The organism is Staphylococcus lugdunensis (assembly GCF_001558775.1).
In the GTDB taxonomy this organism is placed as follows: Bacteria; Bacillota; Bacilli; order Staphylococcales; family Staphylococcaceae; genus Staphylococcus; species Staphylococcus lugdunensis.
Map to the genome: position 1 here is coordinate 721,224 of NZ_CP014022.1, position 17,456 is coordinate 738,679.

Consider the following 17,456-nt stretch of genomic DNA (forward strand, 5'->3'; position numbering starts at 1 on the left):
AGTGAAAACCAGTTATCAAAGTAAAATCTTTGATAGCTGGTTTTTTGTTTGCATTTATTTTTTAAGGTAAACTAAGACTAAAAATGACATAAGGAGAAGATAATAATGACTTTCCCTATTATTATTGATACGGACCCTGGTATTGATGATGCAGCAGCAATTAGTATTGCTTTAAATCATCCCTACATAGACGTAAAAATGATTTCAACCGTGAATGGTAATGTCGACATTGAGAATACAACACGTAATGCGCTTAAATTAAAATCCTTTTTTAATAGTAACGTACCCGTACATCGTGGTGCTGCTCATCCATTAATTAATGATTTATATGACGCACGAGAAGTCCATGGTGAATCAGGTATGGCAGGGTATGATTTCCCTCCAATAACCACTGCTGATTTAGCTTCTACTAAAGCTGTAGAAGCTATAAAAGATGTACTTATAGAAAGTATAGAACCCGTGATCATTATTGCTTTAGGACCACTAACAAATATCGCTTTATTATTAGCAACCTATCCAGAAACCGCACACTATATTAAGGAAATTATTTTTATGGGTGGTAGTCTAGGTCGAGGAAATGTAACTCCCCTAGTTGAATTTAATATGTATTGTGACCCAGAAGCAGCCAATATTGTAGTAAACTCTGGTGTCCCGTTAACGATGGTCGGATTGGATTTAGCAAGACAATCTCCCTTGCCCCATTCAGTAGTTAAACAGCTAAAACAAATAAATCAAACTGGAATAATGCTCTATCATTTATTTCAGCATTATCGCACTGAAAACATTGAACACGGTTTAAATGTCTATGATGTCTTTACAATTCTATATCTTTTAAATCCCAATCAATATCATACTGTATCAGCAAAACTACAAATTGAGCTCAATGGTAAATATACAAAGGGTGCTACAGTAGTTGATATTAAGTCTAACAATCCGAATTGTACGGTCGTAACATCATCACAATCTAATCAATATCTAGAAAGTTTCTTGTCTTCATTAGCATATTGTAAATAAGCATAACAATCAGTCTGAGACATTCATGTAACGAATTAAAGTGACAACGGCAAAGCCCTATATGCTTTTCATAATGTCATTAATGTGGTCAGAGATATCATTTGTAGGCTATTAAGACTGAAGTTTCTATTTGGTAACTTATGTAGAGGCAGGTTATTGTTTTTATACATAAGTCCTCTTATTCATTTCATTTAGAAACGTTTATTAAATGATGTGAAATATTTTACTTTTTTAAAATCATTTTATTGTAAATTCATATATAAACGCGCAGTATTGAGTATAAAAGAAGCACAAAGACGATTTTTAATGTCAAATCATCTTTGTGCTATTACTTTGAGATTGATTTCCCAGCCTGGTTATTTTTAATAGAACTTTTTACCATATACATTAATATCATAGTTTTGTTTTAAGATATTTTGGAATATATGCGTAATTTTATATTCGTTATTAGTAGTATTGGAGAGTATCTTGTTTGTCCCTAAAACCACTGTATATTTGCCATTAGAAAAACCAGTAAAATTTTGACCATTAAACATACCACTGACTCTATTATATTTAGGGAACGTATAAAAGCCATAGCGATAATTAGTTGGATAGCGTTTGGTACCAAATTCATGAATGAACGGATTAGTTACTGATTGATCAAAAATTTTATTATTAATTAATTTTTCTAGTAAAACACCCATATCTTTAGTCGTCATGAATAAATTACCGGCACCATAATATTCTTGTAGTGTATTCGGCTTGGCACTTATTAAATTATTATTTTTGTAATAGTAGCCTATCGCCATATGTTGTTGAAATGGCTTTTCATTGAAAAATGCTGAGTTATTAAGTTTTAATGGTTTACCTAAGCGTTCATAATAATTTTGCGCGTATGGTTTGTGTGTTACCTCTTCTATAACTTTAGCTAACACAAGATAATTGCCGTCATTATATAAATGTTTATGATAGCCATTAGGGTCCATACCTTTTTCTTGTATAGCATGCACAGCATCATCCAAAGTTTCATAAGACGGAGATGCTTGGAATTTATATAATCCACTTTTATGTAGTTCTAAATCTTTTAACGTTATCTTTTTTGATGTTTTAAACCAAGGTAAATATTTAGACACTGGTGCATTAATATTAATTTTATGCTCAAGTTCAAGTTGTTTAAGCATTAAACCAGTGGTGAATTTTTGAGCTGAACCTATCAAATACATTGTATTAGGTGAACTTTTGATCTTATGTTCAAAATCTTGATAACCATAGCCTTTGTTCATAACTAATTTACCATCTTTAAAAACCGCAATTGTTCCATTAAATTTTTGCTTTTTAAGATATTTATTTATTTCTTGATATTGCTTGCCTTTAGCTTCTATTGTCTTTAAATTGGCAACATCTTTTACACTTTTATTTCTTTTTGCTATGTAATCCTCATTCGAGTCGGCACTATCTTCTTTATTCGTTGATATCTTTATTTGAGATTTATTGCCCGTGTCATCATTCCACATTTGGTGAAATGAAAATACTAAAATTCCTAGCAATACAAATGGTATAACAATAATGCCTATTAACTTTTTATTTATATTCATGCGCTTTGGTCCTCACAAAAATTTTCTTGTTTACACATCGTGTAATACATTTAGTTGCAATTCGTTAGTTAACTTTTTTATATTATAAGTTATTTATTCAGCGATTGCACTAAGTTTATCTTATGCCATTCTACTAAAAATTCATCCTACTAAGGTCGTAGGATGTCTGATATAACAGTTTTGTTATACGGTTGACTATTTAGTTTTCATTGGAAATATTGTTTTAACTTTGTAAAAACTTTGTTAAGATAAGTATTGTAATTTAGTCTATAAAGTTATAAAATTGAGGGCTATAATGACAATTTAAAGTGGTCATCCACTATTTTTAATTCGTAGGAGCACAATATATGAACAAAATCCTGAAATACTTTATGATATTATTAACTTTCGCTTTAATTGCTGTGCCTGCAATTTTCGCTTACCAACTATTTAAAAGTTCTGAAAGTGCATTTCAAACATCGTATAGTAAAAATGATGCACAACGCCAATCTAACTTACGTGAAGGAAAAGTTGACCCATCTAAAGATGCAGTTTCAATTCTATTCTTAGGTATAGACGATAATGACAGTAGACGTAAAAACGGTCAGTCAACTGAACATTCACGTACTGATGCAATGATCCTATCAACATTTAGCCCTAAGAAAGAACAAATTAGATTGCTAAGTATTCCACGTGATACAATCAGTTACATACCAAAAGTAGGCTATTATGATAAAATCACACACGCGCATGCTTATGGTGGCCCTATAGCTGCAATGGATTCTGTAGAAGCAACTTTAAATGTACCAGTAGATTTTTATGTGCGCATAAATATGGAAGCCTTTGTACAAGCAGTGGATGAACTTGGTGGAATCTATTATGATGTACCCTATAATTTAAGTGAACCGAACAAAGAAGATTCAGGTAAAATAAAAATTAAAAAAGGTTATCAAAAATTAAACGGTGATCAAGCACTAGCCGTTGCCCGAACACGTCATCATGATTCAGACTTAAAACGTGGTGAGCGTCAAATGGAATTAATAAAATTACTATTTAAAAAAGCCAAAGAAATGGATTCTTACGATAAATTAGACAACCTCATAGAGATTGCTGGCAAAAATGCCAAACATAATTTAACTACAAAACAAATTGAGGCTTTAGCATCACGATACCTTTCTGATGATGTTGATTTTAAAACTTCGCAACTTAAAGGTAGCGATGACTATCTAAATGGAATTTATTATTACAATCCTAGTGTGAAAAGCATTCAAAAATATTCAAATATTTTGCGTTCTGACTTAGGTCTATCTAAAATTACAGATAAAGATGATTTCTTAGACGAACGCGTAATCAAACACTATGGTTCTCTCGTTCCATTAACCGAATTAGAAGAAAGCTTATTGCGTAAAAATCAAAAAGACAGCACAGCTTCAAATGATGATAAGGAGTCATCGAACCAAGATAATTCAGCTAATCAAACTAACAATCAACAAAATGAAAATACTGGTAACACTCAATACAACAATGATGCGAATAATCAAAGTCAAACTAATTCAGCACAAACGTATTAATATGGAGAGGAGTTCATTAAATGTCTCGTAAAACTTACGAAAAAATTGCCAATATTAATGGAATGTTTAATATGTTAGAACAACAAATTATCCATAGTAAAGATATGGCTTTGTTTAGAAATGAATTCTTTTATGTCAATCACGAACATCGTGAAAACTATGAGGCTTTACTCGTTTATTATAGTCACAGCGCTGAGAACCCGGTTGTCGATGGTGCCTGCTATATACTTGCATTACCAGAAATATTTGATAAAGTAGATGTCTTCGAATCAGATTTACCCTTTTCTTGGGTCTACGACGAAAATGGTATTACTGAAACAATGAAAAACTTAAGTATTCCATTACAATATCTTGTAGCAGCTGCACTAGAAGTAACAGATGTTACCATCTTTAGACCTTCTGGTTTCACAATGGGAATGAATAATTGGAATATTGCCCAAATGAGAATTTTTTGGCAATATACAGCTATTATTAGAAAAGAAGCAATTTAATACACACATATATGAATCTGAGACAGTATTCCTAGAAAAATTAAGTTGCGGAATATCATTCACTTAGTTAAGATCCTAAACATAATCATTATGTCTTAGGATCTTCTTTATTTATATAAAGAAGATAGCGGGACAGTATTCATTATGAATTCGTAGTCCCACCTCCACAAGGTTGACTAGGACTGAAAAAAGCTTGTAATAAATGCATTTTCAATCCAGTCAACCAATATAAACATGTTATCTGACAGAAACAGTTACACACATACAAAATGGCATTGTAAGTATCACATCGTTTTTTCGCCAAAAATAGGCGTATCCACATTTGTTGGATAATTAAAAGGTAAAAGCAGTTTAATGATATTCGATAGACAAGCAAATTTGATATTTAGATTAGTCATATAAGCAAAGGGGTAATATTTTATGCATAAAGGAGAGATAAGATGATATTTAAAATTGTAACAAATAAAGCAATGCTGACTGATTGCTTTAACATACGTAAGACCGTATTTGTAGAAGAACAAGGTGTTCCTTTAGCGCATGAACTAGATGCGTTTGAAGAACATTGCACACATGTCATTGGTTATGATCATCAAGGTAAACCCATTGCCTGTGGACGTTTTAGAAACGACAATACTTCTGTTAAAGTTGAACGAATTGCGGTCATTAAATTATATCGCAGAACGGGTGTAGGTAAGAAATTGATGCTAGCTATCGAACAATTTATCCATGAACAAGGATATAGCTATGTGACATTACATGCGCAAATACATGCCAAACCTTTTTATAAGTTATTAGGCTATTCCACAGTAGGTCAACCCTTTATGGAAGAACAAATTGAGCATATCAAAATGGAAAAATATCTTTATTAATATTACGTTTCGATTACAGGAACATCTAAATTATGACATATCTGCTTTTTCTCACATAAATAGTATTAACTTTGAAACATTGCTACAACGCATTGTAAGTCATTTAATCATTTCTTTTTAAAAAGTAAAATTAAACTTAGTTTACAAAATCGTTAAATTAATCTTTTTTATAAGGAGAAGCCTTATAATGAAATTGTATTTAACAATTATTAAGGAGTACGAAATATGACGAAAAAATTCAATCTTAAATTGCCGTCAATGCTTGCATTATCGCTTTTTGGAGCAACATTAACTGCACAACATGCTCACGCAGCTGAGTCAACAACAGATCAATCTACAAACAAAAATGTGATTGATCAACAAAATGATGTCGTTAAAGCAAACAAGGCAAAAAAAGCTGTATCTAACGCAGCTCAAAATGTATCAGGCGTTCAAGCCTATCATAATCCTTCATTAGTTAAATCATCAGATACAACGTCAGGTCAAACATATGATGCTAAATTAGATACGTTAACTGACCAAACTCATGCACAGACGTCTCAGCAACAAAATGCAAAAAATCAACAACAAACTAAACAAGCAAAACAACAAGCTGCCACAACTACAGCACGTCAAAATGCTCAAACATATAACCAAAATGCTGCACAAAGTAACAAAACAAAACAGCAAGCTAATGCAAATACGTCTACAACGACAAAGCAACAAGCTACACAAGCAGCAAATACATCACTAAAATCACAAAACAATGTTGAGACAACAAATCAAAAAGCAGTATCTACTCAAAATACTGCACAAAAACAGTCTAATAGCGTTACTACTTATCAAGGACGCGTTGGCGGTATGGGCTCAAGTGCAACTAAAGCTCAAACAGCTAAATCAACATCTGGCTTTACTGGATTTAGAAAAGCTGTAAGTACATATAAAGCAACATCATCATTACCTAAATATAAGCCACAAGTTAATTCTTCAATTAATGATTACATACGTAAAAATAATATACAAGCACCTAAAATTGAAGAAGATTATACATCTTATTTCCCTAAATATGGCTATAGAAATGGTGTTGGAAAACCTGAAGGTATTGTGGTGCATGATACAGCAAACGATAATTCTACTATCGATGGTGAAATTGCTTTCATGAAACGTAACTACAACTCTGCATTTGTACATGCGTTTGTAGACGGTAATCGAATTGTTGAAACAGCACCTACAGATTACCTTTCTTGGGGAGCAGGCCCAAATGCTAACAATCGATTTATTAATGTCGAAATTGTGCATACGCATGACTATGCTTCATTTGCGCGTTCGATGAACAACTATGCTGATTATGCAGCAACACAACTTCAATATTATGGTTTAAAACCTGATAGTGCTGAAAATGATGGTAATGGTACGGTATGGACACATTATGCTGTAAGTCATTGGCTAGGTGGCACAGACCATACTGACCCACATGCATATTTACAGTCTCATGGTTATAGTTATGCGGAACTATATGACTTGATTAATGAAAAATATCTTATTAAAACAGGGCAAGTTGCACCTTGGGGCACATCAAGCTCAACAGATCCATCGAAACCATCAACACCTACAAATCCAGGAAAACTTAAAGTAAGTACGAACTCTGGTGTGGCGCAAATTAAACCATCAAATAGTGGTTTATTTGTTACTGTTTATGATAAAACAGGCAAGAAAACAAACCAAGTACAAAAAACGTTATCAGTTACTAAACAAGCTACTCTAGGTAATGATAAATTTTACTTAGTTAATGATTACAATACTGGTAAAACATTTGGTTGGGTAAAACAAGGTGACGTGGTTTATAACACAGCAAAATCCCCTGTTAAAGTTAATCAATCATACAGTGTTAAACCAGGCATAAAATTTTACACTGTTCCTTGGGGTACGCCAAGCCAAGTAGCTGGAACAGTTTCAGGTTCAAGCAACCAAACATTTAAAGCAACAAAATCACAAATGATTAGTACAGCTACTTATTTATACGGTACAGTGAATGGTAAATCTGGTTGGATTAGTAAAGCATATTTATCTGCTATAAACAATGATTCATCATCGACAAAGCCATCAACAGATAATTCTAAAAAATTAAATGTTTCAAATTTAACCAATACGCTAGGTCAAGTATCAACTGATACTAAAGGCGCTTATACAACAGTATATGATAAAACAGTTAAAGAAAATCCATTATTAAGTGGAAGAACTTTCTCAATCAATAAAAAAGCGACATTAAATAATAAAACTTATTATTTATTAGCAGATTTTAACGGTAATGTTACACGTGGCTGGGTACCAGCAGATCAAGTGACTATTGCTCAAAGCACACCAACAAAAGTTAAGAAACAATACAATGTTAAAGGTAACGCCAATATTTATTACGTTCCTTGGAGCAAAGACAACCAAGTTGTTGCTAAAACGCCTAAAAATGGCGGTCAGTTCAATTCAATTGACCAATTAACAGTTGGTAAAGAAACATACCTACATGGTTCAATCAATCATCAATGGGGCTGGATTAAACAAAGCGATGTTGCTACACCTGCTAAATCAGCTGTGCGTACATTAGCTGTTACAACAACACCAACAACAAAAGTAACAACGGCTTCAACAACACAAAAAGCTGCTTCAGCTGTACAAACAGTGAATAAGATTGGCCAAGTTAAAGTAAATAATTCAGGCATACGCACAAGCGTTTATGATAAAGCTGGTAAAAATGCTGCTAAATATGGCAATCGAACATTCACTATCACTAAACAGCGTACAGTTGGCAATAATACTTATGTACTATTAACAAATCATAATCAAAATACCCCTATCGGTTGGTATAAAATTAAAGATGTTAATATTAAAAATTATGGAACTGAAAATAGAGTTACAAATCAATATCGCGTTAACAGTAAAAACCAAGGTTTATATTCAATCCCTTGGGGTACAACGCAACAACAATTGGAACAAGCAAATTCATTAGCACAACGTACATTTAAAGCGACAAAATCAGTCACAATCGATGGCGTTAAGTATTTATATGGTAGTGTTAATAACAAGCTAGGTTGGATTGCAGAAAAAGATTTAACATCATTATCTTCAAACACAGCATATAATTATACGTTTGTTATTAATAATAAGGATAGCTATTTCTATGACGATTTAAGCTTGAAAACAAAGCATTTATTAAGCCCTTATTATGAACAAACATTCGTTGTCGCAAAATACCAAGTGGTGAATGGTGTGAAATGGTATTACGGACAATTTAGCGACGGTCAATTTGCTTGGATAAATGAAAATGACTTGTCACAAGAATTGATTAAATATTCAGCAACAGGTAGGACTTTAGATGCCGCAGCACAATTACAAATGTCATTACCTTACCCGCCACAATCTTATGTTGGTCCATCAAAATGGCGTAATGCTACACTCGCAGAAGTTAAAAGTGCGATGGACACATCAAAATTTGTTAATGATCCTGTTCAAAAATATCAATTTTTACAATTAGATCAACCACAGTACTTATCGGTTGCTAGTTTGAATAATTTATTAAAAGGTTGCGGTGTATTAGAGAATCAAGGTCAAGCATTCAGCCAAGCTGCTAAACAATATGGCTTAAATGAAATTTATTTAATTTCACATGCTTTACTTGAAACAGGACGTGGTCAATCACAACTAGCTAAAGGTGCTAATATTGTCAATGGTAAGTTAAGCACAACAACCGCAATTAAATACCATAACGTCTTTGGTATTGGAGCATACGATAGCAATCCTGTTTTTGATGGTATAACTTATGCTAAAAAAGCTGGATGGGACTCTGTAGAAAAAGCAATTGTTGGCGGCGCTCAATTTATTGGACAATCTTATGTTAAAGCTGGACAAAACACACTTTATAAAATGAGATGGAATCCTGAAAATCCAGGTAAACACCAATATGCTACGGGTGTCACTTGGGCAAGCGTCAATGCGCAAAATATGAAAAATTTCTACGATACAATTCACGAATCTGGTAAATATTTCGATGTTCCAACTTATAAATAATATTTAAAGCAAACAGTGATACTTCATATACACATAAAAGTATCACTGTTTGTTTCTTCAATGTAAAAATCACAAAAACGAGTTGATAAGACTGTGAGGTCTTATCAACTCGTTCTGCATATAACATGATTATTAGAATTATAAATAAATATGTCTACTGTTTAATTTATTAAGTAATTGCGTTAAGCTTTCAACCTCTTCCTCTGTTAAGCATTGGCAACGCGCTTCAATTAATTCGCATCGTGCCGTATTGATTTGTTTAATTAAATCACGTGCTTCATTTGTTAAGGTTAATTCTTTACAACGTAAGTCTTCATGTGACTGTTGACTCATAATATACCCTTTTGACACTAATTTTTTTATCCATCGCGATACAATAGACTGTTCTCTACTTATCTTCATCGTTAAATCATACTGCGATAAACGGTCATAATTGTATAAAATACGTAATAATTCTAATTGGTCGGCCGTAATATCTGTTCTTTGGCCAAATCGTCTGTTCACTAAGTTCAAGTCGTTGTTGGTAAGTGTAATAAGATTTTCTAGTTGTTTGTACATTGTTGTTCTACTCCACTATTATTTAATTGATAATATTATAAGATTTATTGGAAAAATATACAATACTATTCGACAAAATGATTAAATTCGTTGCATTTCTGTCATTAAATATAATAAATTAGATACAGTTAACATATAAAAGGAGTTATAACATAAATGTCCACATTAAAAGAGAGAGACTACTTTTTTGATAATGCACGTGCCATATTAATCTTTCTTGTCGTGTTGGGACATTTATTAGTGTCTTATACGTCTGAAGATAAATATTTGTCCGCATTGTATTTATTAATCTATAGTTTCCATATGCCAACTTTTCTTTTTATTTCTGGGTATTTTGCCAAAAATATTGAGCAACCCAACTATTTAGAAAAAGTAGCAAAAAAACTAATTGTTCCTTACGCTTTATTCTTTGCTTTTTTCTCAATTTATTATTATTTAACTGGTAAAGAAGATGCCATTCATTTAGATCCATTTAATCCTGTTTTTGCGCTATGGTTTCTATTAACACTATTTTTCTTTCATGTCATTCTAGTCATCGTTAAAAATTACAAACCAGTATATGTGCTAACTATTTCATTAGTTGTATCTTTATTAGCTGGTTATTCTAATAATATTGGTGAGTATTTAAGTATTTCAAGAACGATTGTATTCTTTCCAATTTTTTATTTAGGATACTTAATGACTAAGAAAAATACTAAATTATTAAGAAATAAAAAGTTAATACCGATATCTATAATTATTTTATGTTTGTTCTTTGTAGGCTATGTACTTCATCCTATTAACGCCGATTGGTTATTAGGCAGCAGCGCATATACATCTGTAGGTGAGCATCCAAATGACGTTTACAGTCCACTTAAACGATTGTTATTGTATGTGATTATCTTAACGACGATGTTGTCATTTTTAATTTTAGTACCAAAACATAAAGTCAAACTCACATATATCGGTAGACGCACGATGCAAGTGTATCTATTACATGGCTTAGTTATTGGAGTTGTACGTGGTTATAAACTATTCCCATTCCAAGAACCTGTTAACGTATATACGTATCTTTATTTATTTGGCTTGTCTGCAATCATCGTCTTAGTGTTATCCAGCAAACCCATATGCAAATTTGTGAATCCATTAATTCATTTAAAAAAACCTTCAGCTTTTAAAGATTAATTGTGAAAATTTAAAATATTAAGTAAATTGCCAAATTATAGTCTTTATCTATGGTATGATAGAAATAATTTAAACTATCATTCGCATAGCAACTATAATTTGGTTTTTTTAGAGGTGTAAATATGAAGTTATCATTAAATTCAAATTCTACCTATTTGCGAGCGCCCAGCATACGACAATTTTCAAATCGTATGAAAGATATTGATGATTGCGTGAATTTGACTATAGGTCAACCTGACTTCCCAATGCCGGATAGTGTGAAACAAGCTTATATTAAGGCAATTGAATTAGACCATACTAGCTATTCACATAACAAAGGGTTATTAGAAGCACGTAAGGCAATTAGTCAGTATTTCAACGATAAATATCATTTTATTTATAATCCAGAAGAAGAAATTATTATTACAAATGGTGCAAGTGAAGCGCTTGATACATCCTTGCGCAGCATCATCGAACCTGGAGATGAAGTATTAATTCCTGGTCCTATCTATGCTGGATACATTCCTTTAGTTGAAACATTAGGAGGTGTTCCAGTTTATATCGACACAACTAAAAGTCAGTTTAAGGTTACACCCGAACAAATAGAAGCACATATTACGGATAAAACAAAGGTCATTTTATTAAATTATCCGACTAACCCTACTGGCGTTATTTTAAGTCGAGATGAAGTGTACGCACTTGTTAATACGTTGAAAAAACATCCTATTTTCATCATAAGTGATGAAATCTATGCTGAAAATACATTTAAAGGATATCACACGTCTTTTGCTGAATTTGAAGCAATTAGAAATCAATTATTATTAATCGGAGGTCTTAGCAAATCCCATTCTGCTACTGGTATTAGAATTGGTTTTTTGCTTGGCCCTGCTTACTTAATTGAAAAATTGACGTTTATGCACGCCTATAATTGTATTTGCGCTAATGTTCCGGCACAATATGCTTGTATAGCTGCGTTAAACGAAGGGTTAAAAGCCCCTCAATATATGAATGAAGCTTATATCACACGTCGTGATTATTTACTTAAATCATTGACTGAGATGGGATTTGAGTTGAATGCTCAACCTGAAGGTGCATTTTACATTTTCCCAAGCATTAAAGCATTCACTGATGATGATTTTAATTTTTGTGTACGCTTGTTAGAGGAAGCACACGTCGCAATCGTGCCGGGTTCATCTTTTACAGATATAGGCAAAGGCCATATACGTATTTCTTATACATACGATATGCCTGTGTTACAAGAAGGCATGCGTCGATTAAAACAATTTTTAACAAATAATTATAATTGAGTATATAAAAGTTAAAAGGACACTTAATAAGCAATGTTAGACGTACCATACTAATTAGTCTAAACAATACACTTTAAGTGTCCTTTAATCGTCATTAATTTATATATACATTAAATTTCTTATGGGAATTTAGGAAATTGATCGAAATCTGGGTCACGTTTTTCTTTAAACGCGTCACGACCTTCTTTCGCTTCATCAGTTGTGTAATAAAGTAATGTAGCGTCCCCTGCCATTTGTTGTAAACCAGCTAAGCCATCAGTATCTGCATTCATTGCAGCTTTTAAGAAGCGCAAAGCTGTTGGTGAGTGTTTCATAATTTCTTTACACCATTGAACCGTTTCATCCTCAACCTGGTCTAAAGGCACAACTGTGTTAACTAAGCCCATGTCTAATGCTTCTTGAGCATTATATTGACGACATAAGTACCAAATTTCACGTGCTTTTTTATGTCCAACGATTCTTGCTAAGTAACCTGAGCCATAACCAGCATCAAATGAACCTACTTTAGGTCCTGTTTGTCCAAAGATGGCATTATCAGCTGCGATTGTTAAATCACAAACCACATTTAACACGTTACCTCCACCAATAGCATAACCTCTAACCATTGCAATGACTGGTTTAGGAATGACACGAATTAAACGTTGCAAATCTAACACATTTAAACGAGGGATTTGGTCTTCACCTACATAACCACCATGTCCACGTTTCTTTTGGTCACCACCTGAACAAAAGGCTTTATCACCTTCACCAGTTAAGATGATAACTGAAATATTTTGATCATCACGCGCGCGACTAAATGCATCAATCATTTCAGCAACTGTTTTAGGCGTAAAAGCATTACGCACTTCTGGTCTATTAATTGTTACCTTAGCAATTCCTTCGAAAAATTCATATTTAATTTCATCATATTCTCTAAGTGTTTCCCACTGTCTAGTCATTTTGCTCCTCCTTTAAAAAAGCTAGTACTATTGTACCAAATTCTGTTTTATCTTCCACATGAATTGTATGCCCAACATTAGGCACGACAGCTTGTTGACTAGTACCCATTAAATCAGTCATTTGTCTAGCAATATTAACAAATTTAACATCTAGCTCCCCTGCCATAATCAACGTAGGCATATGTAAACTGCTAATCGCTTCCCATAAATTAGGCATCTTTCCAGTGCCATAATCTCTTAAAGCCTGAGCGAGTCGCGTTGGATTTTGATCCAATCTTAAATGACGTATATTTTGTCGCACTGATCTGTCTAAGTCACGCTGAGTATAAAATAATGGTAATTTCTCCCAGTCATTTACAAACACCTCTAGACCCGCAATATCTAACACTTTAGCACGTGCAGCATCTATTTGTTGACGTTCTAAACGTTCATCGGCTTGATGTATGCCTGGTGATGTACTTTCAAGTATCAATCCTGATAATCTACATTTTCCATATAACGCATAATAAAGCGCGACACGCCCACCCATGGAATAGCCAAGCAAATATACCTTCTTATCACTAAAATGCGCTAAAACCTCGTCTATGGCTTGTGTAATGAAAGAAAAATCCCATGTCAGTTTACTATTACTTGTATCGTTCCCATGTCCTGGTAAATCAATCGTCACAACATTCACTTCTGAAGTAAACATTTCAATGTATGGATCAAACGTGCGACTATCGCTAATAAAGCCATGAAGTAATACGATTAATTGCTCTGAAGATTGCTTTGCTTGATAAAAATTATAATGTAACATCTTTTAATTCACTCAACCTTTGATACAGCTTCTGATGCTGCTGTCTATTATCTTCACGTTCAGTTTGAATTTCATAGATTGTGCGCGAGTGCTGATTTAATGATTGTGATTGGAAATCTCGCACTGAATTAAAGCGTTCAAACTGAAAGTCATAAAGTTGTGCAGTATATGAAAAATCTAATCCCGTTGGCGTACCAAATAATCGTTCAAAATAGTGAGCTGCACTTTCCTTTTGTGGTAAAAATGAAAAGATGCCGCCACCATTATTATTAATTATGACAATATTAAGATGAATATCATTCAATTTTGCCATCAATAAACCATTCATATCATGATAAAATGCTAAATCTCCAATCAATAATGTAACATGTTGGTGAACTGCCATACCTAGTGCAGTAGAAATAACACCATCAATACCGTTAGCACCTCGATTTGCATATACTTCCGCTTCGCAATTGAAAAGTAAATTATCCACATCTCTAATCGGCATACTGTTACTCACAAAAAGTTTATCTTTATGAGTCAATTTATTTAGTAATTCATATACATATGCCGTATCATCCGTTGCTTGCATAACATGGTCAACAATATGTTCACGGGCTTGCTGTTCAAGCTGTTGCCATTGTTTTAACCAAGTACTTCGATCAACCCATTCTGCTTGTTGACACATCGCAAAAAAGTCATTTGCAGACATTTCAATAGCTTGATTAGGTACTTTTGGATAGACGTCAATTTGATCATTATTTTGAACTAAAATTTGCTGAGCCTTCGTGCTTTGTAACCATTGATTTAACTTTTTAGATATAACTGGTTTTCCTACTCGAATAACAAAATCTACATCAGGTTCAAACCCTGACCTAAATAACAAATCATACGTCGTTATTACATTGGGATGATGGTATTGACGTAGCTGACTAATTGGATCGGCCAGAACTGGAATATCATAACGTTCTGCATATGTTAATATTGCATTTACTTTTTGATGCTGCATATCACCAACAATAATAAGTCCTTTTAATTGTTGTAACATAGGTTGTAATGATTGAATATCCATCGTCTTAGTATAATGTGGTAAAGCTTTATCTTCAGAAGTTAAATATTCTGTACATTCTAAATTAGGTGTCAACGGCTCTCGAAATGGCAAGTTAAAATGTATTGGCCCTCTATGTGGTCCATATAAATAATTACTTGCTATTTGCATTTGATAATGTACTGTATCAAGTGTAAATGCTGTATCATCTGCAACTGGCATGTCAAATTGATATTTAACATAATTGTTAAACATTTGTGCTTGATTAATAGCCTGCGGTGCACCCACACTCCTTAATTCATGTGGTCGATCACTCGTTAACACAATCAATGGTAAACGACTAATTTGACTCTCTGCAATTGCTGGTGTGTAATTTGCTGCTGCTGTTCCAGAAGTACATAGTATAGCCACTGGTCTTTCACTACCTTTTATTAAACCTAAAGCAAAAAAGGCAGCACTACGTTCATCGGGATGTATCCAAGTTTTGATATCTGGATGAGCTTCAAAAGCAATTGCTAACGGCGTTGACCTTGATCCCGGACTAATCACTACTTCTCTCACACCATAAGCGAATAGTTCAGACGCAAACGTAAACACTTGTAATGTTAATGCTTCTCTATGATTCATTCTTATTCACAACTCCTAATGCATTCATCATCGGTAAGAATTTAACTGCCGTTTCAGCCACTTCACTATCAGGATTAGATTCTTTAACAATGCCACAACCAGCAAATAAAGTAGCTTGATTTTGTTTCACAAGCATTGATCGAATGGCAACTATAAATTCGCAATCATTATATACATCAATAAAGCCAACCGGTGAACCATAAAGTCCTCGCGTACCAAACTCTTTTTGTTCTATATAGCGTAAAGCTTCTTCCTTAGGATATCCTCCTAATGCTGGAGTAGGATGCATAAAGTCAATTAAATCACTGTAAGGTTTATCATTTAATTTGCCTGTAATTTGAGTATATAAATGATATAAGTGGTCATTTTTTAAAATATTAGGTGTTTTGTTATAATCCACCTGCGTTACATATGGTTCAATATCATTTAAAATGCTATTAACAACAAAACGATGTTCATCTAAATTTTTACGATCATTTAAAAATGCTTCAACATTTGCTTTATCTTCTGCTTCTTCATGTGTACGTTTAATCGTTCCGGCAACTGCTTTAGTTGATAAAACATGATTCTCAACTTTAAATAATTGTTCCGGCGTTTGTGAAATGAAAATGGATTCATTAGACTCGATAAGAAAAATATAACTATTTCTTTCATTAGCCATTGCACGCTCAAGCACATGCGCAATATTAATGTTATTAGCAAATTTCACTAGTCTCCGTCGTGCTAAAACAATTTTTTTGTGCGCATCTATGTAGTCAATGGTCTCTTGAACCAAGTCCCGCCATTCATCTTTATAAATATCTTCCATTTTAGTAACATTTAAAATTTCATCATCGTCTAAAGTGATATCTGCATGTTCAAAATAATCAATGATCTCTTTGAAACGGGACATATCGAAAGATAGCCGTTTTGTCGTATAAGTTAGTACAGTACCTTCTTCATCCCTTGAAATTAACACTTCAGGGACTATAAAATGATTAATACTAAACTCGCGCCATTCATCATCTGACTTATGACTGGAAAATTGAAATCCACCGCAAATCCTTAAATGATGTTTATCCGTTTCTGGATAAATCAACTCAATATCATGTTTGAATTTTTCCCATTCTCGAAATATATTCTGTTTATTATCAAAGTTATTTTGAAATTTTTGAATTGCATGATAGCCGAAAAACGAAGACTTATTATCATTTAAACGTAAGTAAAAACGATCTCCCGCTTGTGCTTCAGTTAGTTGAAGTAATTCACTTGGATTAAGCTCACGATGTAACTTTGTCTCTACTGACACCCAATCTTTATTACTCGAATATAACACATGATTAATCTCGTCTTCTAAAAGATTCGCAGCCATTCATTTCACTTCTTTCATATCTATATTTATTCATTACATTATTGTATCATTTTTAAAGTTACCTGTATGGCTAATTGCTTAAATAAACATATCATTTTCTCCGTTAATTGACCTTTATGTACGATTCCTTTAAAATATCTATAATAAAATAAATCTTTTTAAGAGGT

At 33.1% G+C, this 17,456-nt stretch carries 13 protein-coding genes and 1 pseudogene; 8 read left to right on the top strand and 6 right to left on the bottom strand.

The features are described 5' to 3' along the window. Window positions 1–105: 105 nt before the first annotated feature. The gene (gene rihC, locus AL499_RS03415; protein WP_002492675.1) at window positions 106–1,014 is read left to right on the top strand and encodes a ribonucleoside hydrolase RihC; all 909 of its coding nucleotides are present in this window, start codon (window positions 106–108) and stop codon (window positions 1,012–1,014) included. A 362-nt stretch (window positions 1,015–1,376) separates the two neighbouring features. Here rihC and AL499_RS03420 read toward each other — a convergent pair whose 3' ends face one another. Next, window positions 1,377–2,591: a serine hydrolase domain-containing protein gene (locus tag AL499_RS03420; RefSeq protein WP_002459463.1), complete on the bottom strand. Its 1,215-nt coding sequence runs from the start codon at window positions 2,589–2,591 to the stop codon at window positions 1,377–1,379. Between the two features lie 347 nt (window positions 2,592–2,938). Here AL499_RS03420 and AL499_RS03425 point away from each other — a divergent pair, with 347 nt between their 5' ends. The 5 genes and pseudogenes from AL499_RS03425 to AL499_RS03440 all read left to right on the top strand — a co-directional run bounded on the left by AL499_RS03425 (window position 2,939) and on the right by AL499_RS03440 (window position 9,539). Then, the gene (locus tag AL499_RS03425; RefSeq protein ID WP_002459464.1) at window positions 2,939–4,141 is read left to right on the top strand and encodes an LCP family protein; all 1,203 of its coding nucleotides are present in this window, start codon (window positions 2,939–2,941) and stop codon (window positions 4,139–4,141) included. A 20-nt stretch (window positions 4,142–4,161) separates the two neighbouring features. Then, entirely contained in the window at window positions 4,162–4,632 is a 471-nt protein-coding gene (locus AL499_RS03430) for a DUF2538 family protein (RefSeq protein WP_002459465.1), read from the top strand. 234 nt (window positions 4,633–4,866) lie between these two features. After that, window positions 4,867–4,962, top strand: a pseudogene (locus tag AL499_RS12720) (IS200/IS605-like element IS200H family transposase); the annotation flags it as partial. Window positions 4,963–5,072: 110 nt separating this feature from the next. Continuing rightward, on the top strand, window positions 5,073–5,501 hold the full coding sequence (locus AL499_RS03435; protein WP_002459466.1) for a GNAT family N-acetyltransferase: 429 nt from the start codon (window positions 5,073–5,075) through the stop codon (window positions 5,499–5,501). A 225-nt stretch (window positions 5,502–5,726) separates the two neighbouring features. Then, window positions 5,727–9,539 (top strand): GW dipeptide domain-containing protein, encoded by a 3,813-nt coding sequence (locus AL499_RS03440; protein WP_002492671.1) that lies wholly within the window; start codon window positions 5,727–5,729, stop codon window positions 9,537–9,539. A 138-nt stretch (window positions 9,540–9,677) separates the two neighbouring features. Here the strand turns inward: AL499_RS03440 and AL499_RS03445 are convergent, their stop codons facing one another. Continuing rightward, window positions 9,678–10,097: a MarR family transcriptional regulator gene (locus AL499_RS03445; RefSeq protein WP_002459468.1), complete on the bottom strand. Its 420-nt coding sequence runs from the start codon at window positions 10,095–10,097 to the stop codon at window positions 9,678–9,680. Between the two features lie 156 nt (window positions 10,098–10,253). Between AL499_RS03445 and AL499_RS03450 the strand changes: the two genes are divergently transcribed. Further along, the gene (locus AL499_RS03450; RefSeq protein WP_002492683.1) at window positions 10,254–11,261 is read left to right on the top strand and encodes an acyltransferase family protein; all 1,008 of its coding nucleotides are present in this window, start codon (window positions 10,254–10,256) and stop codon (window positions 11,259–11,261) included. Window positions 11,262–11,383: 122 nt separating this feature from the next. Further along, entirely contained in the window at window positions 11,384–12,547 is a 1,164-nt protein-coding gene (locus AL499_RS03455; RefSeq protein ID WP_002492679.1) for an aminotransferase class I/II-fold pyridoxal phosphate-dependent enzyme, read from the top strand. Window positions 12,548–12,666: 119 nt separating this feature from the next. Here AL499_RS03455 and menB read toward each other — a convergent pair whose 3' ends face one another. From menB to AL499_RS03475, 4 genes are read right to left on the bottom strand one after another with little or no spacing between them, the layout of a single operon-like run. Next, a complete protein-coding gene (gene menB, locus AL499_RS03460) occupies window positions 12,667–13,485 on the bottom strand; it encodes a 1,4-dihydroxy-2-naphthoyl-CoA synthase (protein WP_002459471.1) in 819 nt (272 codons plus the stop codon). Next, window positions 13,478–14,281, bottom strand: coding sequence for a 2-succinyl-6-hydroxy-2,4-cyclohexadiene-1-carboxylate synthase (menH, locus tag AL499_RS03465; protein ID WP_002492676.1), 804 nt, complete (start codon window positions 14,279–14,281; stop codon window positions 13,478–13,480). The genes menB and menH overlap by 8 nt, the downstream gene beginning before the upstream one ends. After that, on the bottom strand, window positions 14,268–15,938 hold the full coding sequence (menD, locus tag AL499_RS03470) for a 2-succinyl-5-enolpyruvyl-6-hydroxy-3-cyclohexene-1-carboxylic-acid synthase (RefSeq protein ID WP_002492682.1): 1,671 nt from the start codon (window positions 15,936–15,938) through the stop codon (window positions 14,268–14,270). Before menD ends, menH begins: the two co-directional genes overlap by 14 nt. After that, window positions 15,928–17,289, bottom strand: a complete 1,362-nt coding sequence (locus AL499_RS03475; RefSeq protein ID WP_002492681.1) for an isochorismate synthase — start codon at window positions 17,287–17,289, stop codon at window positions 15,928–15,930. Before AL499_RS03475 ends, menD begins: the two co-directional genes overlap by 11 nt. Between the last annotated feature and the right edge of the window lie 167 nt (window positions 17,290–17,456).